General features: G+C 55.2%; 18 protein-coding genes, 1 tRNA gene and 1 pseudogene. 13 read left to right on the top strand and 7 right to left on the bottom strand.

Going from position 1 to position 17462, the window contains the following annotated elements; translation table 11 throughout:
• The first annotated feature begins 89 nt into the window (after positions 1 to 89).
• From E308F_RS00405 to pckA, 3 genes are all read left to right on the top strand, one after another.
• Positions 90 to 1151, top strand: coding sequence for a hypothetical protein (locus E308F_RS00405; protein ID WP_141262727.1), 1062 nt, complete (start codon positions 90 to 92; stop codon positions 1149 to 1151).
• Positions 1152 to 1392: 241 nt separating this feature from the next.
• Positions 1393 to 1686, top strand: coding sequence for a carboxymuconolactone decarboxylase family protein (locus E308F_RS00400; RefSeq protein ID WP_141262726.1), 294 nt, complete (start codon positions 1393 to 1395; stop codon positions 1684 to 1686).
• 146 nt (positions 1687 to 1832) lie between these two features.
• Positions 1833 to 3413, top strand: coding sequence for a phosphoenolpyruvate carboxykinase (ATP) (gene pckA, locus E308F_RS00395; protein WP_141262725.1), 1581 nt, complete (start codon positions 1833 to 1835; stop codon positions 3411 to 3413).
• Positions 3414 to 3488: 75 nt separating this feature from the next.
• Here the strand turns inward: pckA and E308F_RS00390 are convergent, their stop codons facing one another.
• Positions 3489 to 3731, bottom strand: a complete 243-nt coding sequence (locus tag E308F_RS00390) for a YkoF family thiamine/hydroxymethylpyrimidine-binding protein (RefSeq protein ID WP_141262724.1) — start codon at positions 3729 to 3731, stop codon at positions 3489 to 3491.
• Between the two features lie 52 nt (positions 3732 to 3783).
• Between E308F_RS00390 and nth the strand changes: the two genes are divergently transcribed.
• Both nth and E308F_RS16775 read left to right on the top strand, forming a co-directional pair.
• A complete protein-coding gene (gene nth, locus E308F_RS00385; RefSeq protein WP_141262723.1) occupies positions 3784 to 4434 on the top strand; it encodes an endonuclease III in 651 nt (216 codons plus the stop codon).
• 77 nt (positions 4435 to 4511) lie between these two features.
• A pseudogene (locus E308F_RS16775) lies at positions 4512 to 4885 on the top strand (ATP-binding protein).
• A gap of 201 nt (positions 4886 to 5086) precedes the next feature.
• On the opposite strand, the gene E308F_RS00375 reads toward E308F_RS16775, so the two are convergent.
• Complete coding sequence (locus E308F_RS00375; protein WP_141262722.1) at positions 5087 to 7012, bottom strand: aconitate hydratase; 1926 nt, start codon at positions 7010 to 7012, stop codon at positions 5087 to 5089.
• Positions 7013 to 7101: 89 nt separating this feature from the next.
• Between E308F_RS00375 and E308F_RS00370 the strand changes: the two genes are divergently transcribed.
• Both E308F_RS00370 and trmL read left to right on the top strand, forming a co-directional pair.
• The gene (locus E308F_RS00370; RefSeq protein WP_141262721.1) at positions 7102 to 7383 is read left to right on the top strand and encodes a DUF503 domain-containing protein; all 282 of its coding nucleotides are present in this window, start codon (positions 7102 to 7104) and stop codon (positions 7381 to 7383) included.
• 44 nt (positions 7384 to 7427) lie between these two features.
• Positions 7428 to 7925 (top strand): tRNA (uridine(34)/cytosine(34)/5-carboxymethylaminomethyluridine(34)-2'-O)-methyltransferase TrmL, encoded by a 498-nt coding sequence (gene trmL / locus E308F_RS00365; protein ID WP_172613787.1) that lies wholly within the window; start codon positions 7428 to 7430, stop codon positions 7923 to 7925.
• Positions 7926 to 8170: 245 nt separating this feature from the next.
• On the opposite strand, the gene E308F_RS00360 is transcribed toward trmL, so the two are convergent.
• Positions 8171 to 8249 (bottom strand) — tRNA-Pro (locus tag E308F_RS00360).
• A gap of 204 nt (positions 8250 to 8453) precedes the next feature.
• On the opposite strand from E308F_RS00360, the gene E308F_RS00355 reads away from it, so the two are divergent.
• The 3 genes from E308F_RS00355 to E308F_RS00345 are packed head-to-tail and all read left to right on the top strand — an operon-like array spanning position 8454 to position 12298.
• The gene (locus E308F_RS00355) at positions 8454 to 10028 is read left to right on the top strand and encodes a spore germination protein (RefSeq protein WP_253260365.1); all 1575 of its coding nucleotides are present in this window, start codon (positions 8454 to 8456) and stop codon (positions 10026 to 10028) included.
• On the top strand, positions 10025 to 11203 hold the full coding sequence (locus E308F_RS00350) for a Ger(x)C family spore germination protein (RefSeq protein WP_141262718.1): 1179 nt from the start codon (positions 10025 to 10027) through the stop codon (positions 11201 to 11203). The genes E308F_RS00355 and E308F_RS00350 overlap by 4 nt, the downstream gene beginning before the upstream one ends.
• Positions 11204 to 12298 (top strand): GerAB/ArcD/ProY family transporter, encoded by a 1095-nt coding sequence (locus E308F_RS00345; RefSeq protein ID WP_141262717.1) that lies wholly within the window; start codon positions 11204 to 11206, stop codon positions 12296 to 12298.
• Between the two features lie 87 nt (positions 12299 to 12385).
• Here the strand turns inward: E308F_RS00345 and E308F_RS00340 are convergent, their stop codons facing one another.
• The gene (locus E308F_RS00340) at positions 12386 to 12808 is read right to left on the bottom strand and encodes a ferritin-like domain-containing protein (protein WP_141262716.1); all 423 of its coding nucleotides are present in this window, start codon (positions 12806 to 12808) and stop codon (positions 12386 to 12388) included.
• Positions 12809 to 13029: 221 nt separating this feature from the next.
• Between E308F_RS00340 and E308F_RS00335 the strand changes: the two genes are divergently transcribed.
• A complete protein-coding gene (locus E308F_RS00335; RefSeq protein WP_141262715.1) occupies positions 13030 to 14055 on the top strand; it encodes a YeiH family protein in 1026 nt (341 codons plus the stop codon).
• On the opposite strand, the gene E308F_RS00330 is transcribed toward E308F_RS00335, so the two are convergent.
• Complete coding sequence (locus tag E308F_RS00330; protein ID WP_141262714.1) at positions 14052 to 14948, bottom strand: selenium metabolism-associated LysR family transcriptional regulator; 897 nt, start codon at positions 14946 to 14948, stop codon at positions 14052 to 14054. The genes E308F_RS00335 and E308F_RS00330 overlap by 4 nt on opposite strands.
• A 152-nt stretch (positions 14949 to 15100) precedes the next feature.
• Between E308F_RS00330 and E308F_RS00325 the strand changes: the two genes are divergently transcribed.
• A complete protein-coding gene (locus tag E308F_RS00325) occupies positions 15101 to 16255 on the top strand; it encodes a YkvI family membrane protein (RefSeq protein ID WP_141262713.1) in 1155 nt (384 codons plus the stop codon).
• 30 nt (positions 16256 to 16285) lie between these two features.
• Positions 16286 to 16522 carry a small, acid-soluble spore protein, alpha/beta type gene (locus tag E308F_RS00320; protein WP_141262712.1) on the top strand — a complete coding sequence of 79 codons (237 nt, stop codon included), beginning with the start codon at positions 16286 to 16288 and terminating at the stop codon, positions 16520 to 16522.
• Here the strand turns inward: E308F_RS00320 and E308F_RS00315 are convergent.
• Positions 16450 to 16962, bottom strand: coding sequence for a hypothetical protein (locus tag E308F_RS00315; RefSeq protein ID WP_141262711.1), 513 nt, complete (start codon positions 16960 to 16962; stop codon positions 16450 to 16452). The two genes, E308F_RS00320 and E308F_RS00315, sit on opposite strands and share 73 nt — an antisense overlap.
• On the bottom strand, positions 16962 to 17285 hold the full coding sequence (locus tag E308F_RS00310; RefSeq protein ID WP_141262710.1) for a YtrH family sporulation protein: 324 nt from the start codon (positions 17283 to 17285) through the stop codon (positions 16962 to 16964). Before E308F_RS00310 ends, E308F_RS00315 begins: the two co-directional genes overlap by 1 nt.
• Positions 17286 to 17462: the final 177 nt, after the last annotated feature.

Here is a 17462-nt window from a genome sequence, read left to right as displayed (position 1 = left end):
GAAGCAGGGGTTTTTTGACCCGGAACGGATACGCCCGGCCCTGACCAGGGTTCTCCCCTCACCATACAATAGGGTGGGGGTGTTTTTTTATGGAAGCAATTGTCCGGCGGGAGGCCGAATGGATCCTCAGCCAGCAGTTACCCCGGGGGGCGGTGGTTACCTCCTACCCCGGCCGGCCTAAAATTGTTCCCTACTTTGCCCATCTGGCCCTCTACGGCCTGGCGGCCTGGGGATTGAGTCTACCGCGGGTGCGGGCCTACCTGGACTGGTACCTGTCCCGCCTGGAAAGGCCGGACCGCTACGGCGTCACGGGTACCGTCTACGATTATTACCTGGATGAGAGGGGCGCGGAGGTTCCGGCCTGCACCTATGATTCCTCTGATTCTTACGCTGCCACCTTCCTCACCCTGGTGCGGCTTTATTACGAGAGTAGCGGCGACAGGGCCTGGGTGGAGGACCACAGGCCGGAGCTGGACCTGGTGGCTGGGGCCATACTGGCGACCCTCCAGCGGGATAACCTCACCGTGGCCCGGCCGGACTGGCGGGTGAAGTACCTGATGGACAACTGTGAGGTCTATCAGGGGTTAAAAGATTACGCCTGGCTGCTGGCGCGCGTAAGGGGGTACGCCGGAGAAGCACGGATGCCAAACGGACACCTGGAGGCGGAGGGGGAGAAAAAGGTCAGTAAGTACGCCCAAGAAGCCGGTAGATATGCAGCCCTGGCCGCAAGAGTAAAAGATGCCATCCAGGCTAAGATGCTTCTCGATGGCGGCTACTGCCCGGCTATTTACCGCGCCGGCCTGCGCCGGCGGCCCAACTGGAAAAAGTGGTATCCGGATGCCATGGCGCAGCTCTTTCCCATTATAACCGGCGTCCTCACGCCCCGGGAAGAGGCTGCCAGGCGCCTGTACGCCAATTTCCTGCGGAATTATCCCCATTGGTACCGGCAGACGGCGCCGGAGAATTTTATCACCACGCTGGTAGTCTATACCGCCGCCCTCATGGAAGACCGCTGGCGGGTGCGCCAGTATGTGGAAGGGCTGGAGGAGAATATTATCGCCCGGGGTCACCCCTGGCCCTACCACGCCGCCGAGGCCGGCATTCTGCTCCTGGCCCTAAAAACTTATCTGGCTGGGGGTGTAAAGGTATAAAATAGTGCTTATATGTAAGCCCTTCATAGCTGTGAGATTTCAACTAGTTACTTACTTACTTACTTATCAGATATAAAAAGGCCGGTACGGCATTTTTATACCTTGGCAGGATTTTGTACCCGCAGGGAGAACATAAAAACGAGGGGAACAGGGAGGTGTTAATCGATGACGGACTTGACCCGTTCCTACCAAGTTGCCATCCCTCCTACACCCCGCATCTTAATAGAGGAAGGTGATACAGATGCCCTTACCACCCTTTATTGAAGCCCTATCGGAGCGGGATCCGGAGTTTTACCGGGCTGTTAAAGCTGTAGCGGAAACGGCCATGGCCCCCGGCGCCCTGGACGCCAAGACCAAGACCCTCATCACCCTGGCCCTGGACGCCGCCCACGGCGCCGGCGAAGGGGTAGCCGTCCTGGCTAAACAGGCCCGGGAGCTCGGCGCCAGCGAAGAGGAGATCCGGGAAGCCCTGCGCCTGGCCTACTTTGTCGCCGGCAACGGCGTCCTGGCGGCCGGCAGGGCGGCTTATCGGTAAAAATATTGCGACCATAGCAGGGGCAACAGCAGTGCCCCGGATTCGCGTTAAAGGTGTACAGTATACATGCATTGATTCTGTTGACCTTCCTTCAGCCCCTGTGGTATATTGCTAAAGATTATAGAGGGAGAAGGAAGGGAGAGTTTATGGGCAGTACTTATGGTTTAGAGCGATTAGGCCTCATTAATCCCGGTACTGTTTACCGCAACCTGCCGGTGGCCCGGCTGGTTGAAATAGCCCTGGCGCGGGGAGAGGGCATCCTGGCTCCCAGCGGGGCATTAAGCGTGAATACAGGCAAGTATACCGGCCGTTCCCCTAACGACAGGTTTATCGTGGACACACCCGCCGTTCACGACAGCATCAGCTGGGGTGGCGTCAACCAGCCTGTGAGCGAAGCGACCTTTGAGCGCCTTTACAGTCGCCTGACGGCCTACCTCCAGGGAAAGGAACTCTTTGTTTTTGACGGCTTTGTCGGGGCTGATCCTGCCTACCGCATGCCCATCAGGATCGTCAACCAGTATGCCTGGCAGAACCTGTTTGTCCACCAGCTTTTTATCAGGCCGACGGCGGAAGAACTGGCCGGCCATGAGCCCCGGTTTACCGTTATCTGCGCTCCGGGCTTCAAGGCCATTCCGGAGGAAGACGGTACCCGTTCCGAAGCCTTTATTATTTTAAACTTTGACCGGCGGCTGGTCATCATCGGCGGTACCTCCTATGCCGGCGAGATGAAAAAATCCATCTTTACCGTTATGAACTATTTGCTGCCGGAGCAAGGAGTTTGTCCCATGCACTGCTCGGCCAACATGGGGCCGGCAGGCGATACGGCCCTGTTTTTCGGCCTTTCCGGCACCGGCAAGACTACCCTGTCGGCCGATCCGGAACGCTACCTCATTGGCGACGATGAGCATGGCTGGTCGGATAAAGGGATTTTTAACTTTGAAGGCGGTTGCTACGCCAAGTGCATCAAGCTCTCCGCCGAGCACGAGCCCCAGATCTGGAACGCTATCCGTTTCGGCAGCGTCCTGGAGAATGTTGTTGTAGACCCCGAGTGCCGGACCATTGATTACGACAGCGATGCCCTGACGGAAAACACCCGCGCTGCCTATCCGGTAGATTTCATCCCCAACGCCGTAATCCCGGGGGTGGGCGGCCATCCCCGGTCGATAGTTTTCCTCACCGCTGACGCCTTTGGCGTTATGCCGCCCATAGCCAAACTGACCCGGGAACAGGCCATGTACCATTTCCTGTCCGGTTATACCAGCAAGCTGGCCGGCACCGAGCGGGGTATCACCGACCCCCAGGCCACCTTTTCCACCTGTTTCGGGGCGCCCTTCCTGCCCCGGTCGCCCATGGTTTACGCCAACCTCCTGGGGGAAAGGATAGCCAAGCACAACGCCAGCGTTTACCTGGTCAATACCGGCTGGACAGGGGGACCCTACGGCACCGGCCGGCGCATGAGCCTGCCCCATACCCGCGCCATGGTCCGGGCGGCTTTAAACGGCGAACTGGATGAGGTGGAATTTACCCCCGACCCGGTCTTCGGCTTCCTTGTACCTAAAGCCTGCCCCGGAGTTCCGGCGGAAATCCTCAATCCCCGCAACACCTGGGCGGAACCGGAAAAATATGATGCCATGGCCCGCAAGCTGGCCGGCCTCTTTAAAGAGAATTTTGCCAAATTCAAGGACGTACCGACCGGCATCCTGGAGGCCGGGCCTGTCAGTAAATAGCAATGACCCTGCTGAGCATATCAAAAAGCCGGCTGTATATGATATACACCGGCTTTTTGATTCCGGAAAGGGAGTTCAGCCTTTACGGGCCGCATTGGAAAGGGTAACGACCATGCTGACCTCGCCTGCCGAACTGGCCCGGTCGAAAAGGGAACGGATACCGGCCCAGACCTGTTCTTCCTTACCGTGGATTTCGGTACTGATGGGGCCGACATTGTAGCTAACGCCCTGCTGGGCCAGGGACTGGAGGGAGTCGTTGATAATCTCACTGGCCCGGGCTGTCTTTTGCGGGTAAAGGCTTACTTCCGCGCTGAGCATGGCAGCTTCCTCCTTTCGTTTGTAACTATTTTTTATCAAGGAGTAAGTGGTTATGCAAAAGGGTAGAGTAGAAGCAATTCTCAAGGCTTTACGAGCCGCTTACCCGGGGGCGCGGTCGCGCCTTAAATACAGAAATCCCTTTGAACTCCTGGTGGCGGCCATTCTCTCGGCCCAAACCACCGATGACCAGGTAAACAAGGTGACAGCGGAGCTTTTCCGGCGTTATCCCACCCCGGCGGCCCTGGCGGCGGCAGACCCGGAAGAGGTTGCTGCCTGTATTAAAAGCCTGGGCCTGTACCGGATGAAGGCCGCCCACCTGGTGGCTGCCTGCCGGACCCTGGTCAGGGAGTATGGCGGCCGGGTTCCGGATAAACTTGAGGACCTCCTGCGCCTCCCCGGGGTAGGGCGGAAGGTGGCCAATGTGGTCCTGAGCAACGCCTATGGCCGGGATGTCATCGCCGTCGACACCCATGTTTTCCGGGTGGCCAACCGCCTGGGTCTGGCACGTGCCGGTAATGTCCTGGAAACAGAAAAGCAGCTTATGGCTATTCTGCCCCCCGGTACCCGCGGTGAAGCCCACCACTTGCTAATCCACCACGGCCGGGCGGTCTGCAGGGCCAGGCGTCCCGAGTGCCGGCAGTGTGTGGTTAGTAGTTACTGTAGTGATGCGGATCACAAGAGCCTGGGTAAGGCATCACAATGAGCTTTGCTTAAAGGAGATAAAATATAGGTAAGCAAAGCAGCTTGATAAAAATCTAAGTCTTCCAAGAAGGTGATCTTATGAAACGCAAGATTGTCCTATAGACGAAGAGAAATGCACCGGCTGCGGCCTGTGCGTATCGCCCTGCGCCGAGGGAGCCATTGAGATTATTGACGGTAAGGCCAGGGTTCTGCGGGAGGAACTGTGTGATGGTGCCGGCGTTTGCCTGAACGTATGTCCCACCGGGGCCCTGACTATTGAGGAGCGGGAGGCGCCGGCCTTTGATCCCATTGCGGCCGAAGAGAATCTGGCTGCCAAAAGGGCAGAGGGTACGGCTCCCCGTTGCCTGCGTTGCGGTGCCGATGAAACCCGGGCCGTCCTTCTCTTTGCCCGCCACCACGGCGAAAGCACATGGGTTTGCACCCGCTGCCTGCCGGTACTGATCCACGGGTAAAGCTTTTAGGGAATAAATTGCCGGCCTGAAAGAAAGAGGGACCTTTAATATTAGGTCTCTCTTTTTATGTTAAATTTTACGCTATCATTTTCCAGGAGATGAAGCAGGCAATAGAGGCGCAGTTTCATACAAAGAATAAGGCTAGACCGGTAAAATACTACCAGGTCTAGCCCCATTAACCGTTAAATGTCACCGGGGTATTTACTTCGCTGCCTGTTGCCTGGTGTAATTTAATAGCCCGCCGGCTAAAATGATTGCCTGCTGGCGGGGGGAAAGGCCGTGGCGTACTTTAAAGGTAAAGCCCCTGGTAACGTTGGTAACGGCGATTTCATCCTGCTCCAGGCCGGCGTGCAAATCAATGATCAGCCTATCACCCGCTTCAATGCGGTCATAATCGGCCGGGTCGGCAAAGGTTAGGGGCAGGATGCCGAAATTCACCAGGTTACTGCGGTGGATCCGGGCAAAGGATTTGGCGATGACGGCCTTGATGCCCAGGTACATGGGGCAGAGGGCGGCATGCTCGCGGCTGGAACCCTGGCCGTAGTTTTGCCCGCCGAGAATAATTCCCCGCCCGGCTTCCCTGGCCCGCCGGGCAAAGGTGGGGTCCACCCCTTCGAAAGCGTGCTCGGCCAGAGCGGGAATATTGGAACGCAGGGGCAGGTATTTGGCCCCGGCCGGTGAAATATGGTCAGTGGTAATATTATCGCCCGTCTTTAAGATTACCGGCGCTTCGATCATCGGGTCCGGCGGCTGGGGTAAGGGCAGCGGTTTGATGTTGGGCCCGCGCCGGATCTCCACCTGCGCACCATCCTCCGGCGGGAAGATAAACATGCCGTCGTCGACGGGGAAGCTCGCCGGTAAAGTTATATTGATGGGGTCACCCAGTTCCCGGGGATCGCTTAAGTAGCCGTTGATAGCCGTCGCGGCAGCAACCTCCGGGCTGGCCAGGTAGACTAATGCGTCAGCGGTACCGCTGCGACCCTGGAAGTTGCGGTTGAAGGTACGCACCGAAACGCCGCCCGAAGGAGGGGCCTGTCCCATACCAATACAGGGGCCGCAGGCGCACTCAAGGATCCGGGCACCCGCCGTGACCAGGTCGGCCAGGGCGCCGTTCTGCGCCAGCATACGCAAGACCTGGCGGGAACCGGGGGCAATGACCAGGCTGACATCCGGGTGGACGCGCTTGCCTTTAAGGATGGCCGCCACGCGCATGAGATCGGTATAAGAAGAATTGGTGCAGCTGCCTATGGCCACCTGGTTGACTTTAATGGGGCCAACTTCCCGGACGGTGGCCACGTTATCCGGCATGTGGGGCCTGGCCACCAGGGGTTCCAGGCTTCCCAGGTCGATGTCAATGACCTGCTCGTAAGTAGCATCGGCATCCGGCAGCAATTCCACCCAGTCATCAGGCCGTCCCTGGGCGGCCAGGAAGGACCGGGTAACCTCGTCGCTGGGAAAGATGGAGGTGGTGGCGCCCAGTTCGGCGCCCATATTGGTAATGGTGGCGCGTTCCGGTACGGAAAGGGTGGCGACACCATCCCCGCCGTATTCGATGATTTTACCTACCCCGCCTTTGACCGTCAGGCGACGCAAAACCTCCAGGATAATATCCTTGGCGCTGACCCAGGGGGACAAACGGCCGTGTAAATTGACACGGATCACGGCCGGCATGTTAAAATAAAAAGGTCCCCCGGCCATGGCCACGGCGACATCGAGGCCACCGGCACCTATAGCCAGGGCGCCCACCCCGCCGGCGGTAGGGGTATGGCTGTCGGAGCCCAGGAGGGTTGTCCCCGGGACGGCAAAGCGCTCCAGGTGAACCTGATGGCAGATGCCGTTACCGGGGCGGGAAAAGATAATGCCGTATTTAGCGGCTATGCTCTGCAGGAAAAGGTGGTCATCGGCGTTTTCAAAGCCGGTCTGGAGGGTATTATGGTCGACATAGCTGACAGAAAGTTTGGTCCGCACCCGGGGGATGCCCATGGCTTCCAGCTGCAGGTAGGCCATGGTGCCGGTGGCATCCTGGGTCAGGGTCTGGTCGATGCGGATGGCGACTTCCTCCCCCGGCACCATCCTGCCGGCCACCAGGTGCTGGCTGATTATTTTCTGGGCTAAATTCTGGCCCACGGTATTTCCTCCTTTCCCAAAGGCTATAATCCATTATAATATAACAGAAGCAGGCCGGAATGTGAACCCGGGGAAGGGGATGAACCCTGATGGTAATTGGGGTAAGCCAGGCAACCTTGCGTATTGCCGGGGCAAGGAGTTTAAAGGATAAACGGCGGGTATTAAAGAGTTTACTCACACGTTTGCACAACCGCTTTAACGTCGCCGCCGCCGAAGTAGGGCGTCACGACAGCCACCAGGAAGCCGAGGTGGGCATTGCCTGCGTCAGCACCGCCGGCAGCCATGCCGACCAGGTCATGGCCGCGATCCTGGACTTTTTGGAGGCGCAAGGGGATATTGAGCTGGTGGATTATCATACGGAGTTACTATAGTTTAAGAAAATCTCTCCACTCGGGCTGGATACCGCCCGTGAAGCATGAAAGACATTTACAAAGGAGATTGGGTTACCTTGCCGCTGCACGTTGTCCTCTACCAGCCGGAAATCCCCCAGAATACCGGCAATATTGCCCGTACCTGCGCGGCTACGGGGACGGTTTTGCACTTAATCCATCCTCTGGGTTTTCGCCTGGATGAGAAGCACTTGAAACGCGCCGGTCTGGATTACTGGGATGAAGTAACTATCCATGAACACAACAGCTGGCAGTCTTTCCTGGAAACCTACCCCCAGGCCACCTGTTACTACCTGTCGACCAGGGGCCATCGCTATTATACGGATGTCAATTATCGTCCGGGGGACTTTCTCGTTTTTGGCCCCGAAACCCGGGGCCTGCCGGCCTCCATCCTGGAGCCGGCGGGGGAGAGGGTATTGCGTATCCCCATGCGCCCGGGGCTTCGCTCCCTTAATCTAGCCAATACCGTCGCCCTGGTCCTCTACGAAGCCCTGCGCCAGCTTGCTTTCCCCGGCCTGGTGTAACAAAAGGGCCGGGTTGCCCCGGCCCCGGACTAAAATTTAATTGTTTAATTGTCACCGAAGAACAGCAGGATGAGGATGAGGAAAAGGATGAAAGCAAAACGTCTATCCAGGGTGAGGCCGCCCATGTAACTTCCCCTCCTTGATTGGTTTCAATATATCCTATGTCGGCCGCCTCAAATAGTGATGACCTAAAAATAAAAAGGCCCATCTCTTGATGAGATAGGCCTTTTATCTTTCGAAAACAATGGTCGGGATGACTGGATTCGAACCAGCGACCTCACGGTCCCGAACCGTGCGCTCTAAGCCAAGCTGAGCTACATCCCGACAGCAAAATTTATTATAACCCAAAAATCGGGTGAAGTCAATGCAGCTTTTTTCTTTACGCTGGAAAATATCCATATGACTTCTCGGTAGTTTGCTATAACTTTTCTTTAACTTTCTAAAACAGGTATCGCTGAGCTTTCCAGGTTATATTTTACTATTTTTCCAGGCAAGATAAAAATAGCATTTAAAGGAGGAGAAATCCTGGTGGCTAATAAATCCTGGCGTTACCTGGGACATAGGAATAAGGCCGTTCCCCTGGTCGATGAAGGGCAAGCGGCAGCACTGCCGTTGCAATATAGTTTGGCGGTTAATCTAGAAACTTTACAAGCCATTTTTGCCGACTGCCAGGATGTTGTCTTCAGGCGGATGCGAATTGGCGGGGTTATGGGGCATCAGGCGGCTCTTGTTTATGTCGACGGGCTGGTAAATAATGATCTAGTCAATGATCAGATTATGAAGTCAATCCTCCTGGAAGGGCCCCAGGCGATGCCAGTATTGACGGGGGCACCTTATGAACTCTACCGCCAGGTCAGGGACTCCCTTTTAACTGTAGCCAATGTGCGGGAAATCCTTGAATTCCGGGAAGCGGCACGCTGTATCCTGAGCGGCTTTGCTTTATTTTTCCTGGATGGTATCAAACGGGCCCTGGCTATTGAGGTTTGTGGGTGGGAATACCGGGGGGTGGAAGAGCCGCCTACCGAAGCCTTGATCAGGGGTTCCCGGGAGGGTTTTTCTGATTGCCTGCGGACCAATACGGCCCTCTTGCGGCGCCGCCTGCGGGACCCCCAGCTTAAATTAAAGACTTATTTTTTAGGCCGGCGCAGCCAGACGACAGTTGGTTTAATGTACATTGAGGGTATAGCTAACCCCGGGTTGATCACTGAAGTGGAGCAGCGCCTCAACGTAATCGATATCGATGGTATCCTTGAAAGCGCCTATATCGAGCAGTTTATCGAGGATAAATGGTATTCCCCCTTTGCCCAGATCCAGAACACCGAAAGGCCCGATGAAGCTGCCGCCGCCCTTCTGGAAGGGCGGGTAGTTATTCTAACCGATAATACACCTTTTGCCCTGATTGTACCTGCGACTTTCAACTCCTTAATGCATAGCCCGGAAGATCATTACCACCGCTGGTTTATTGCCGTCCTGATTCGCACCTTGCGTTTTGTCGGCTCTTTCCTGGCCCTGCTGCTACCGTCCTTCTACATTGCCATGGTATCCTTTACGCCGGAAATGATCCCTACCTCCCTGGCCATTTCCATCGGCGCCGGTCGTGAAGGTCTACCTTTTCCAACTATTATCGAGGCCTTTATCATGGAAAGCGTCCTGGAACTGTTGCGGGAAGCGGGTATCCGCCTGCCAGGTCCTCTGGGGGAAACCCTGGGTGTTGTTGGGGCGCTTATTTTGGGCCAGGCGGCGGTCCAGGCGGGTATTGTCAGCTCGGCCATGGTAATTGTTGTGGCGCTGACAGCTATAGCCGGGTTTGTCGTTCCCAGTTATGACGCCGCTATCTCCTTACGGATCTTGCGTTTCTTTTTAATGATCATGGCGGCAATTTTTGGCCTTTATGGTGTTATTTTAGGGTTAATGCTAATCCTTACCCATATGGTTTCTTTAAAAAGCTTCGGTGTGCCTTATCTTAAACCCTGGGCACCCTGGACAGCAGCGGATCTTAAAGATAGTATTTACCGGGCCGCCCTTTTCAGGGAGCGCCTCCGCCCGGTTTATCACAAGCCTTTGGAAGCCAGGCGCATAGGTAGAGGTAATAAAAAGCGATGAACCGGAGGAACCTGTACCGGGCTGTTTTCCTTCTATCATTAATAATATTTACCGCCGGCTGCTGGGATAACAAAGACCTGGAACGCCGGGCCCTGGTGCTGGGGGCGGCAGTTGACCTGGCTGCTGCCGGTGGTGATTTGGCGGTGACGGAACTTTGGAAAATTACCCTGGAAATGCCGATCCTGCGCCGCATGGTTACCAGGGGTGGGGGCGGTGGTGGCGGTGGCGAAGGGCAAGATGAGAATACCATGCCGACCTGGCGTCTGGCTTTGACTGGAACTACCTTTGCCGAGGCCATAAATAAGGCGGCTACCCGTTCGGAACGGACCCTTTTCTTTGGCCACCAAAAAATACTGCTCATAGGCGAAGAACTGGCCCGCCGGGGTGATTTAAAGTCGGTATTAGATTGGTGGGCCCGCAATCGGGAAAGCTATCTAGCTATTAATGTCCTGCTGGCCGAGGGGCCTGCCGGGGGTATAATGGAAGCCCGTCCCGAATTTGCCCGCAGTGTCAGCATGTTTTTACATGAACAGATGCAGCAAGTTATTAAGACTTCCCGTTTTGTCAAGCATTCTTTAGCTGAAGTGCTGGCCGCCCTGAACGCCGGCCAAGATATCTTACTTTCAAGGGTAAAGATGGTTCCAGGGCAAAAATTAGAAGTCAGCGGTGCCGGTGTAATTCGCGAAGGACGGCTGGTGGGGTGGCTCACTCCCCAAGAAACCCAGGCCGCCCTCTGGATCACCGGGGAAACTAAAGGTTGCGACATTCTAGTAGTACCGGTACCGGAGTTACAGCAAACATTAAGTGTAGAATTTAATAAGCTCCAGGCGCAAGTAAAGCCTGTAATAGAAGAAGATAAATTAAGTTTTACTATAAAAATAAAGGTTGAAGGTAAAATAGCTGAAAAAATGGGCAATCCCAGGTTGTTTGCAGCTGGCGACCTGCAGCAAGTGGAAAACAGGGCGGCCAGACTAATGGAGGAGCGTATCAGGGAGGTACTGGGCAAGTTACAGCAACAGTACCAGGCTGATGTACTGGGCTTTGGTCGCAAGGTGGAAAAAGTTAGGCCGCACCAGTGGGAAGCTATGAAAGGGCAGTGGCGGCAAATATACCCCAGTCTACCGGTTACTGTACAGGTAAAGGTAAGCATCAGGGGTACAGGAATGGTGAGCTAAATGCTATCGCAAGAAAGAATTGGTACCAGCGAGGCCTTCTTTTTAACTGTAGCCGCAATGATCGAAGTTGGGACCTTAATCGGCGCCAGGGACATAGCCGATCAGGTGGGGGTGGACATGTGGCTGGTTTCACCCCTGGAGACTTTTTTCAGCCTGGGAGCAATATACATTCTTACCCGCCTGGCCATGAAGTTTCCCCGGCAGGATTTTTTCGGCTTCAGCCGGCAAATTGCCGGCCGCTGGGTGGCCTGGCCCCTGAGTTTAGGTTTACTTTTTTACTGGCTTGCTTTGACGGCCCACGTTACGCGGGTTACTACTGATGTAATCAAAAATTCCCTGCTGGCGCGTACGCCGGCCGAAGTTATCATTTTATCTTTACTTATTGCGGCAGCCTACCTAGCCAGCCGGGGCCTGGAACCCCTGGCGCGCGCCTGCATTATTATCATCATAGTCACTTTACCGTTGATTATGATCCTTTTTTTACTGGTCCTGCCCCATCTTCGCTTTGACAATTTCTTACCAATATTACCCAGAGGACCCTGGCCGGTCCTGCGCCTGGCCTTCTGGCGCATTAGCAATGCCGAAGAAATGAGCTTGTTTCTAATCCTGGTGCCATTCTTGCAGCAACCCCGGGAAGCCTGGCAGGCTGCCAGCCGGGGTTACCTGGTGGTAATGGTCGTCGTAATCACTGTCCTGACCACCTGCCAGGGAGTTTTAGGAATTGAGCTCCTTAAGTATGCTTTAATTCCGGGGTTAAGTGTCACCCAGCTGGCCGAGTTTGCCGGCACCTTTATTGAACGCACCAGCCTGGTTTTTATCTCCCTGTGGATTATTCTGGCGTTTCCTACGGTCGCAGCTCTTCTCTGGGCCAGCGCTTACCTGGCCGGGCGCATGTTCGATTTAAAAGACTATCGCCTGCTGGCTTTTTACCAGTTGCCTCTGGTCTATTTTCTGGCCCGGCATCCAGGGAACAACCTGGAAGTGAAAAGCTTTTTTTTCTTCCTCCAACCCCTGGGCTTTGCTTACTTGCTGATTATACCAGCAATCCTCTATCTTATTGCTAGCATACGTTTTCCTCCCGCCGGATCTTCCTGATAGCACCGGACGGCAAATCCAGGCAAAAAGCCGGGGAATATTCCCCGGCTTTAAGTGTGTACGCCCTTTTCAGTAATGCAGCCCTATTTACTTGAAGTAGCGATTAAGCAGGCCTTCCAGGGCCAGGGCGTGGCGGCCTTCGTCCCGGGAGGACTCGTCAAAGAAGTCGTGGGCATGGTCGATGTTGTTTTCCTTGGCCTTGACAGCGGCTTCGCGCTTGCCTTTGTTGGCTCCCAGCTCGCCGGCCAGCATCTTTTCCAGGTTTTCCTTGGTGCTGGCGCTAATTTTGCCATTCAGTTCGGCAAAGTGGGCGGCGTGCTCGGCTTCTTCCCAGGCGATTTTTTCCAGGACCAGGGCCACCTCGGGATAGCCTTCCCGCATGGCCTGGCGGGCCATGGCCAGATACAGGCCAACCTCCATGGTTTCCCCTTTGAAATTGGCCTCGACGGCATCCTCGACTACCGTGCCCTTGGTTACACCCAGTTTGACATCATTGACCAGTTCTGCCATTGCTAATTTCCTCCTTCAATAATAGTAATGGTTACTGTTAATGTTTACGGTTTTATTATATATATTGTACCCATTCCTGTCAACCTATTAATCAAAAAAATACCAGGGTAAAAGGTTAATGTTAAAGCTGGCTAATGACCGTGATAAGTTTTATGTATTTTACACCATACCCTCCCCCATGCTATCCTGGATTTAAAATTGACCAAAAGGGGAGGAAGAGCATGTCTACCAAAAGCCTTATAGCCACAGGCGGCAATCAGGGCCTGGGGCTTATCCAGGGGCTGAGCCTGACTATAACTCTGGCCCTGGTAGCCAGGCAACTGGCCGCCCTGCCCGTATTAAACATCATGGGCAGCATGGTACTGGCTATTCTGTTAGGTATTGCCTGGCGTTCCTTCATGGCCGTCCCGGAAACGGCCGAGGTGGGTATAAATTACGCCGGCAAAAAAATTCTCCGTTACGGTATCATCCTTATGGGACTGCGCCTGGATATACCTAAAATTGTTGCTGCCGGCCCGCAGGTGATTTTTCTTGATGTCCTTGCCATTTTCCTGGCTATGGTCGTTATTACTTTTTTGGGGCAGAAGGTGGGGCTTAATAAAAAATTAGCCACCCTCATAGCCGCCGGTACCGGCATTTGTGGGGCGGCAGCCATTGCCGCCATTGCCCCGGTAGTCAGGTCCCGGGACGATGAAACTGCCGTGGCGGTGGCTATTATCGCCTTGCTTGGTACACTGTTTACAATAATTTACACTCTTCTCTATCCAGCAATTAATTTAACATCTTATCAGTACGGTTTATTTTCCGGCAGCAGCCTCCATGAACTGGCCCACGTCATTGCGGCAGCCCAGGTCGGCGGCAACGCCAGTACAGATATCGCTATCCTGGTAAAGCTGGGACGAGTGGCCCTCCTGGTGCCGGTAGTTCTATTGCTGGGTATAATTTTTGCCCCCCGGGATAAAACAGGCGCCGGTTGGAACTGGCGCCAGCTGCAGGTACCATGGTTTATTTTCGGTTTCCTGGCCTTAAGTGGCCTCAATACCATGGCCATTCTGCCGGTTTCCCTGACAGCGACCCTGATCCAGGGCGGGGTTTTTCTCCTTACCATGGCCATGGCCGGCTTGGGCCTCAACGTCAGCCTGGAGATGATTAAAAGGGTTGGCACCAGGGGCCTGGTAACCGGCCTGGTGGGTTCAGTTGTACTTAGTTTAACTCTTTTGCTGGTTATTGCCAGCTTGATAAGTTAAAAAGGACGGCTGGAGCGCAAAAGCTCAAGGAAGGCTTCGGTTGCGGCGCTGCGAAATTTATGACGGTTATAGGCGAGATGGAAGGTACGCCGGAAATCAGCCCCCTGTATTCTTACTTCCCGGAGCAGGTTATGCCTGCTCTCTTTTCTTATTGCCAGCCGGGAGATAATGGCTACCCCCAGCCCGGCTTCCACAGCTTCTTTAATGGCCTGGGTACTGCCCAATTCCATTATTACTTTAAGGCTGGAGGGTTCTAATCCTGCTTGCCTTAAACCTGCTTCGGCTACCTGCCTGGTTCCGGACCCCTCTTCCCGCAGGATAAGGGGTTCCTCCTTCAATTCTCCTGGCCGGACTTCCCCGCGGCTACCCCAGGGGTGTCCCGGGGGAACGATGAGCACCAGTTCGTCCTGGAAGAGATCTTCCTGGATTAAGTTGGGGTGCTCAACCTGGCCTTCAATGACGCTTAAATCCAGATCACCAGCTAAAACCCGGCGGATGATTTCCTGGGTATTGGCAATTTGTAAGGTTATTTCTACCTCGGGGTATTGCTGTTTAAATTGCCCGGTAAAACGGGGTAAAAAGTACTCGCCGATGGTAAGGGTAGCTCCCACAACCAGGTGTCCTTTCACTTTCCCGCTGACCTCGGCCAGGGCTTTTTGGGCTTCGTCATATAGTTTGCTCAGTTCCAGGGCGTAATTATAGAGGACCCGGCCTGCCTCGGTGAGGGTAACCTGGCGGTTGTTGCGATTCAGGAGGCGGGTGCCAAAATATTCTTCCAGGGACTGGATGTGCAGGCTGATGGCCGGCTGGGTCAGGTGCAATACCCGGGCGGCCCGGGAAAAACTCTTTTGTTCGGCTACAGCTTTGAAAACGAGCAGCTGGGTATCGAGCAAGAGGCATCACCCATAAAAACTATAACAGCTTTTTAGCCCCCGGTCTATCCCCTTAATAACCATACCGTATTTGCGAAAGGATGGCCATATTATGGGGGAGTTCTGCTTTTACCAGTTTATTCGCGGCCCGGTTAAGGCATAATAAACTTACCATGGCTAAACAATATTCGACCTGGCAGATCGCCGCAACCTATATCGGCACCGTTGTAGGGGCCGGTTTTGCCTCCGGCCAGGAGGTGCTGCAGTTTTTTGGCTACTTCGGACTGCGGGGGGTATTCGGCCTTATCCTGGCTACGGCCCTGTTTATCTTTTTTGGCTACACCGTCCTGCGCCTGGGACATCAACTGGCAGCCGCATCCCACCTGGAGGTGATGCACCGGGCCGCCGGCCCCTGGATAGGCCGGGCGGTAGATATTATTACGACTTTCTTCCTTTTTGGTGCCCTGGCCGTCATGGCGGCCGGTGCCGGGGCCATTTTCAGCCAGGAATTTCACCTGCCCGGTTTATTGGGCAGCAGCTTGATGGTGATTATCACCTTAATCACCGTGCTGGCAGGCATCAACAAGGTAATCGGTTCCATTAGCCTGGTAGCACCGGTCTTAGTAGCCTCTGTCTTGGGAATAAGCATACTAACGGTAACTAAAAATCTACCTGCTCTCCTGGCCAACCTTTCCTGGAGTCAGGTTCCCAGAGCTGCTGTGCCCTTCTGGCCCCTGGCGGCCCTGTTGTATGCTTCCTATAACCTGATCCTATCCATAGCAGTCCTGGCCCCCCTGGGAGCCCTGGGCCGGCCGGAGCATCTCCTGCCGGGAGCGACCCTGGGCGGCCTGGGCCTGGGGCTGGGGGCCATGGCCATTACCCTGGCGCTGATAACTACCGCCCCGGCAGTAACGGCCCTGGAAGTACCCATGCTGCATATAGCCGGCAGTTTCACCCCTCTTTTACGTACCGTTTACAGCGCCGTTTTGCTGGCAGAGATTTATACTACCGCCGTCAGCAGCCTCTATGGCTTTACCGCCCGTATAGCGCGGCCGGGAGGAAACGGTTTTCGCTGGCTGGCAATCGGAGCCAGCATTGTGGCCCTGGTAGCCTCGCAATTCGGCTTTTCCCGCCTGGTGGCCACCCTTTTCCCCCTGGTTGGTTACGCCGGGCTCTTGCTTCTGGGAGCGCTGGCCTATTCCACCTTAAGAGAAATCGGGCTGACTTTGCAGAGAGCGCCTGTAAGGCGCCTGGCCCCGGTCCCGGCCCGCAAACTTCTTAAAGAAGCGTATAGATGGGAGAGAAGGAACGGGCGGGAGCAGCAGTAGGGAAGACGATTTAGAGTGCAGGTGATTCATATGAGTAAAAAAAGGGAAGATCCGGAAGCTCAGGCTTTAAAACTGGAAGTGGCCGCCGAACTGGGCCTGCTGGACAAAATAGAAAAGGAGGGCTGGGGGGCCTTGAGCGCGGCGGAAAGCGGTAAAATTGGCGGGTTACTGGCAAAGATGAAGATTGGCTCCGCCTATATGGCTACGGTGGCGGGACAACCGGCCATCAGGGATACGGCTGAGGACGAAGAAGAAGGCAGCCCCTGAGCCTGGACGTGGACAATTACCTTATCGCTGATCAAGAGCAGGGTAACTTTAAGTTTAAACTGGCGGCCGTTTACCTTGACGGTACGGCCGTCAATCATAGCGGGGACAAGGGCCGGATTTAAACGGCGCACTTCCTGGCCCTTAAGGGGAGCCAGGATGTCCTGGATTTCCCGGGTAAGGGATTGGGTAACGGCCCGGCCTTCTACTGCCGGAGGCCTGTCGCCGCTAAAAGTAATTACCGGTTCGATGGCCACAATTACCTGGCGGCTTTCCCGGTCCAGGTTTTCTTTTAATTGGGCCAGTTCTTCACTGGCTGCCGCCAGGCGCTGTTCCAGTTCCGCCCGGGCCAGGTGGAGTTGCTCCTGCTGGCGGGCCAGGAGGAGATTGGTCAGGCTGGCGCCCAGGAGAAAACCAAGGATAAAGAAGGCCAGGTAGCGCATTACTTACCTCCGGCCAGGTTTTGAATGAGCCAGTAACCAACCTGGGCGCCGATAAAGGCCATAATGATAAATAATAGTTGTTTGGCCAGGACGCGGAACTGGCCTTCCAGGAGACCCTGGCCCAGGATTTCGATAGCGCTGAAGGTACCGCCCATGGCGGCGGCAATGGCCCAGATCTTTATTTCCAGGGCCAGGCGGGTCATGGTCCTTAAAGGTGGCTGCCCGACGATGACGGCCGCGAGGGAGCCGACTACTGCGGCTCCCAGGACGACTCCCATGGCGGTAAAAAAGATGAGCAGCAACCTGGGGAAAAAACCATCCACTGGGATTATACCTCCGGTTTTGTTGGCTTTATTTACGCTCGCTCTCCGTCTTTTACGGAGCGGCCTGCGGCTCTGCGGCTCAGCCAGCGGCAACTTCGCCGTTCGGTAGAAGCTCGCGCATTCCAGGCGTCTTGCTCTTATTTATACGGGCGTCGAGGCTGGCCTATGCCAGATAAA

This window comes from Moorella sp. E308F (genome assembly GCF_006538365.1).
GTDB lineage: Bacteria > Bacillota > DSM-521 > Neomoorellales > Neomoorellaceae > Neomoorella.
The sequence above is the reverse complement of the archived record's forward strand: the minus strand, read 5'-3'. Positions and strand labels throughout refer to the sequence as shown.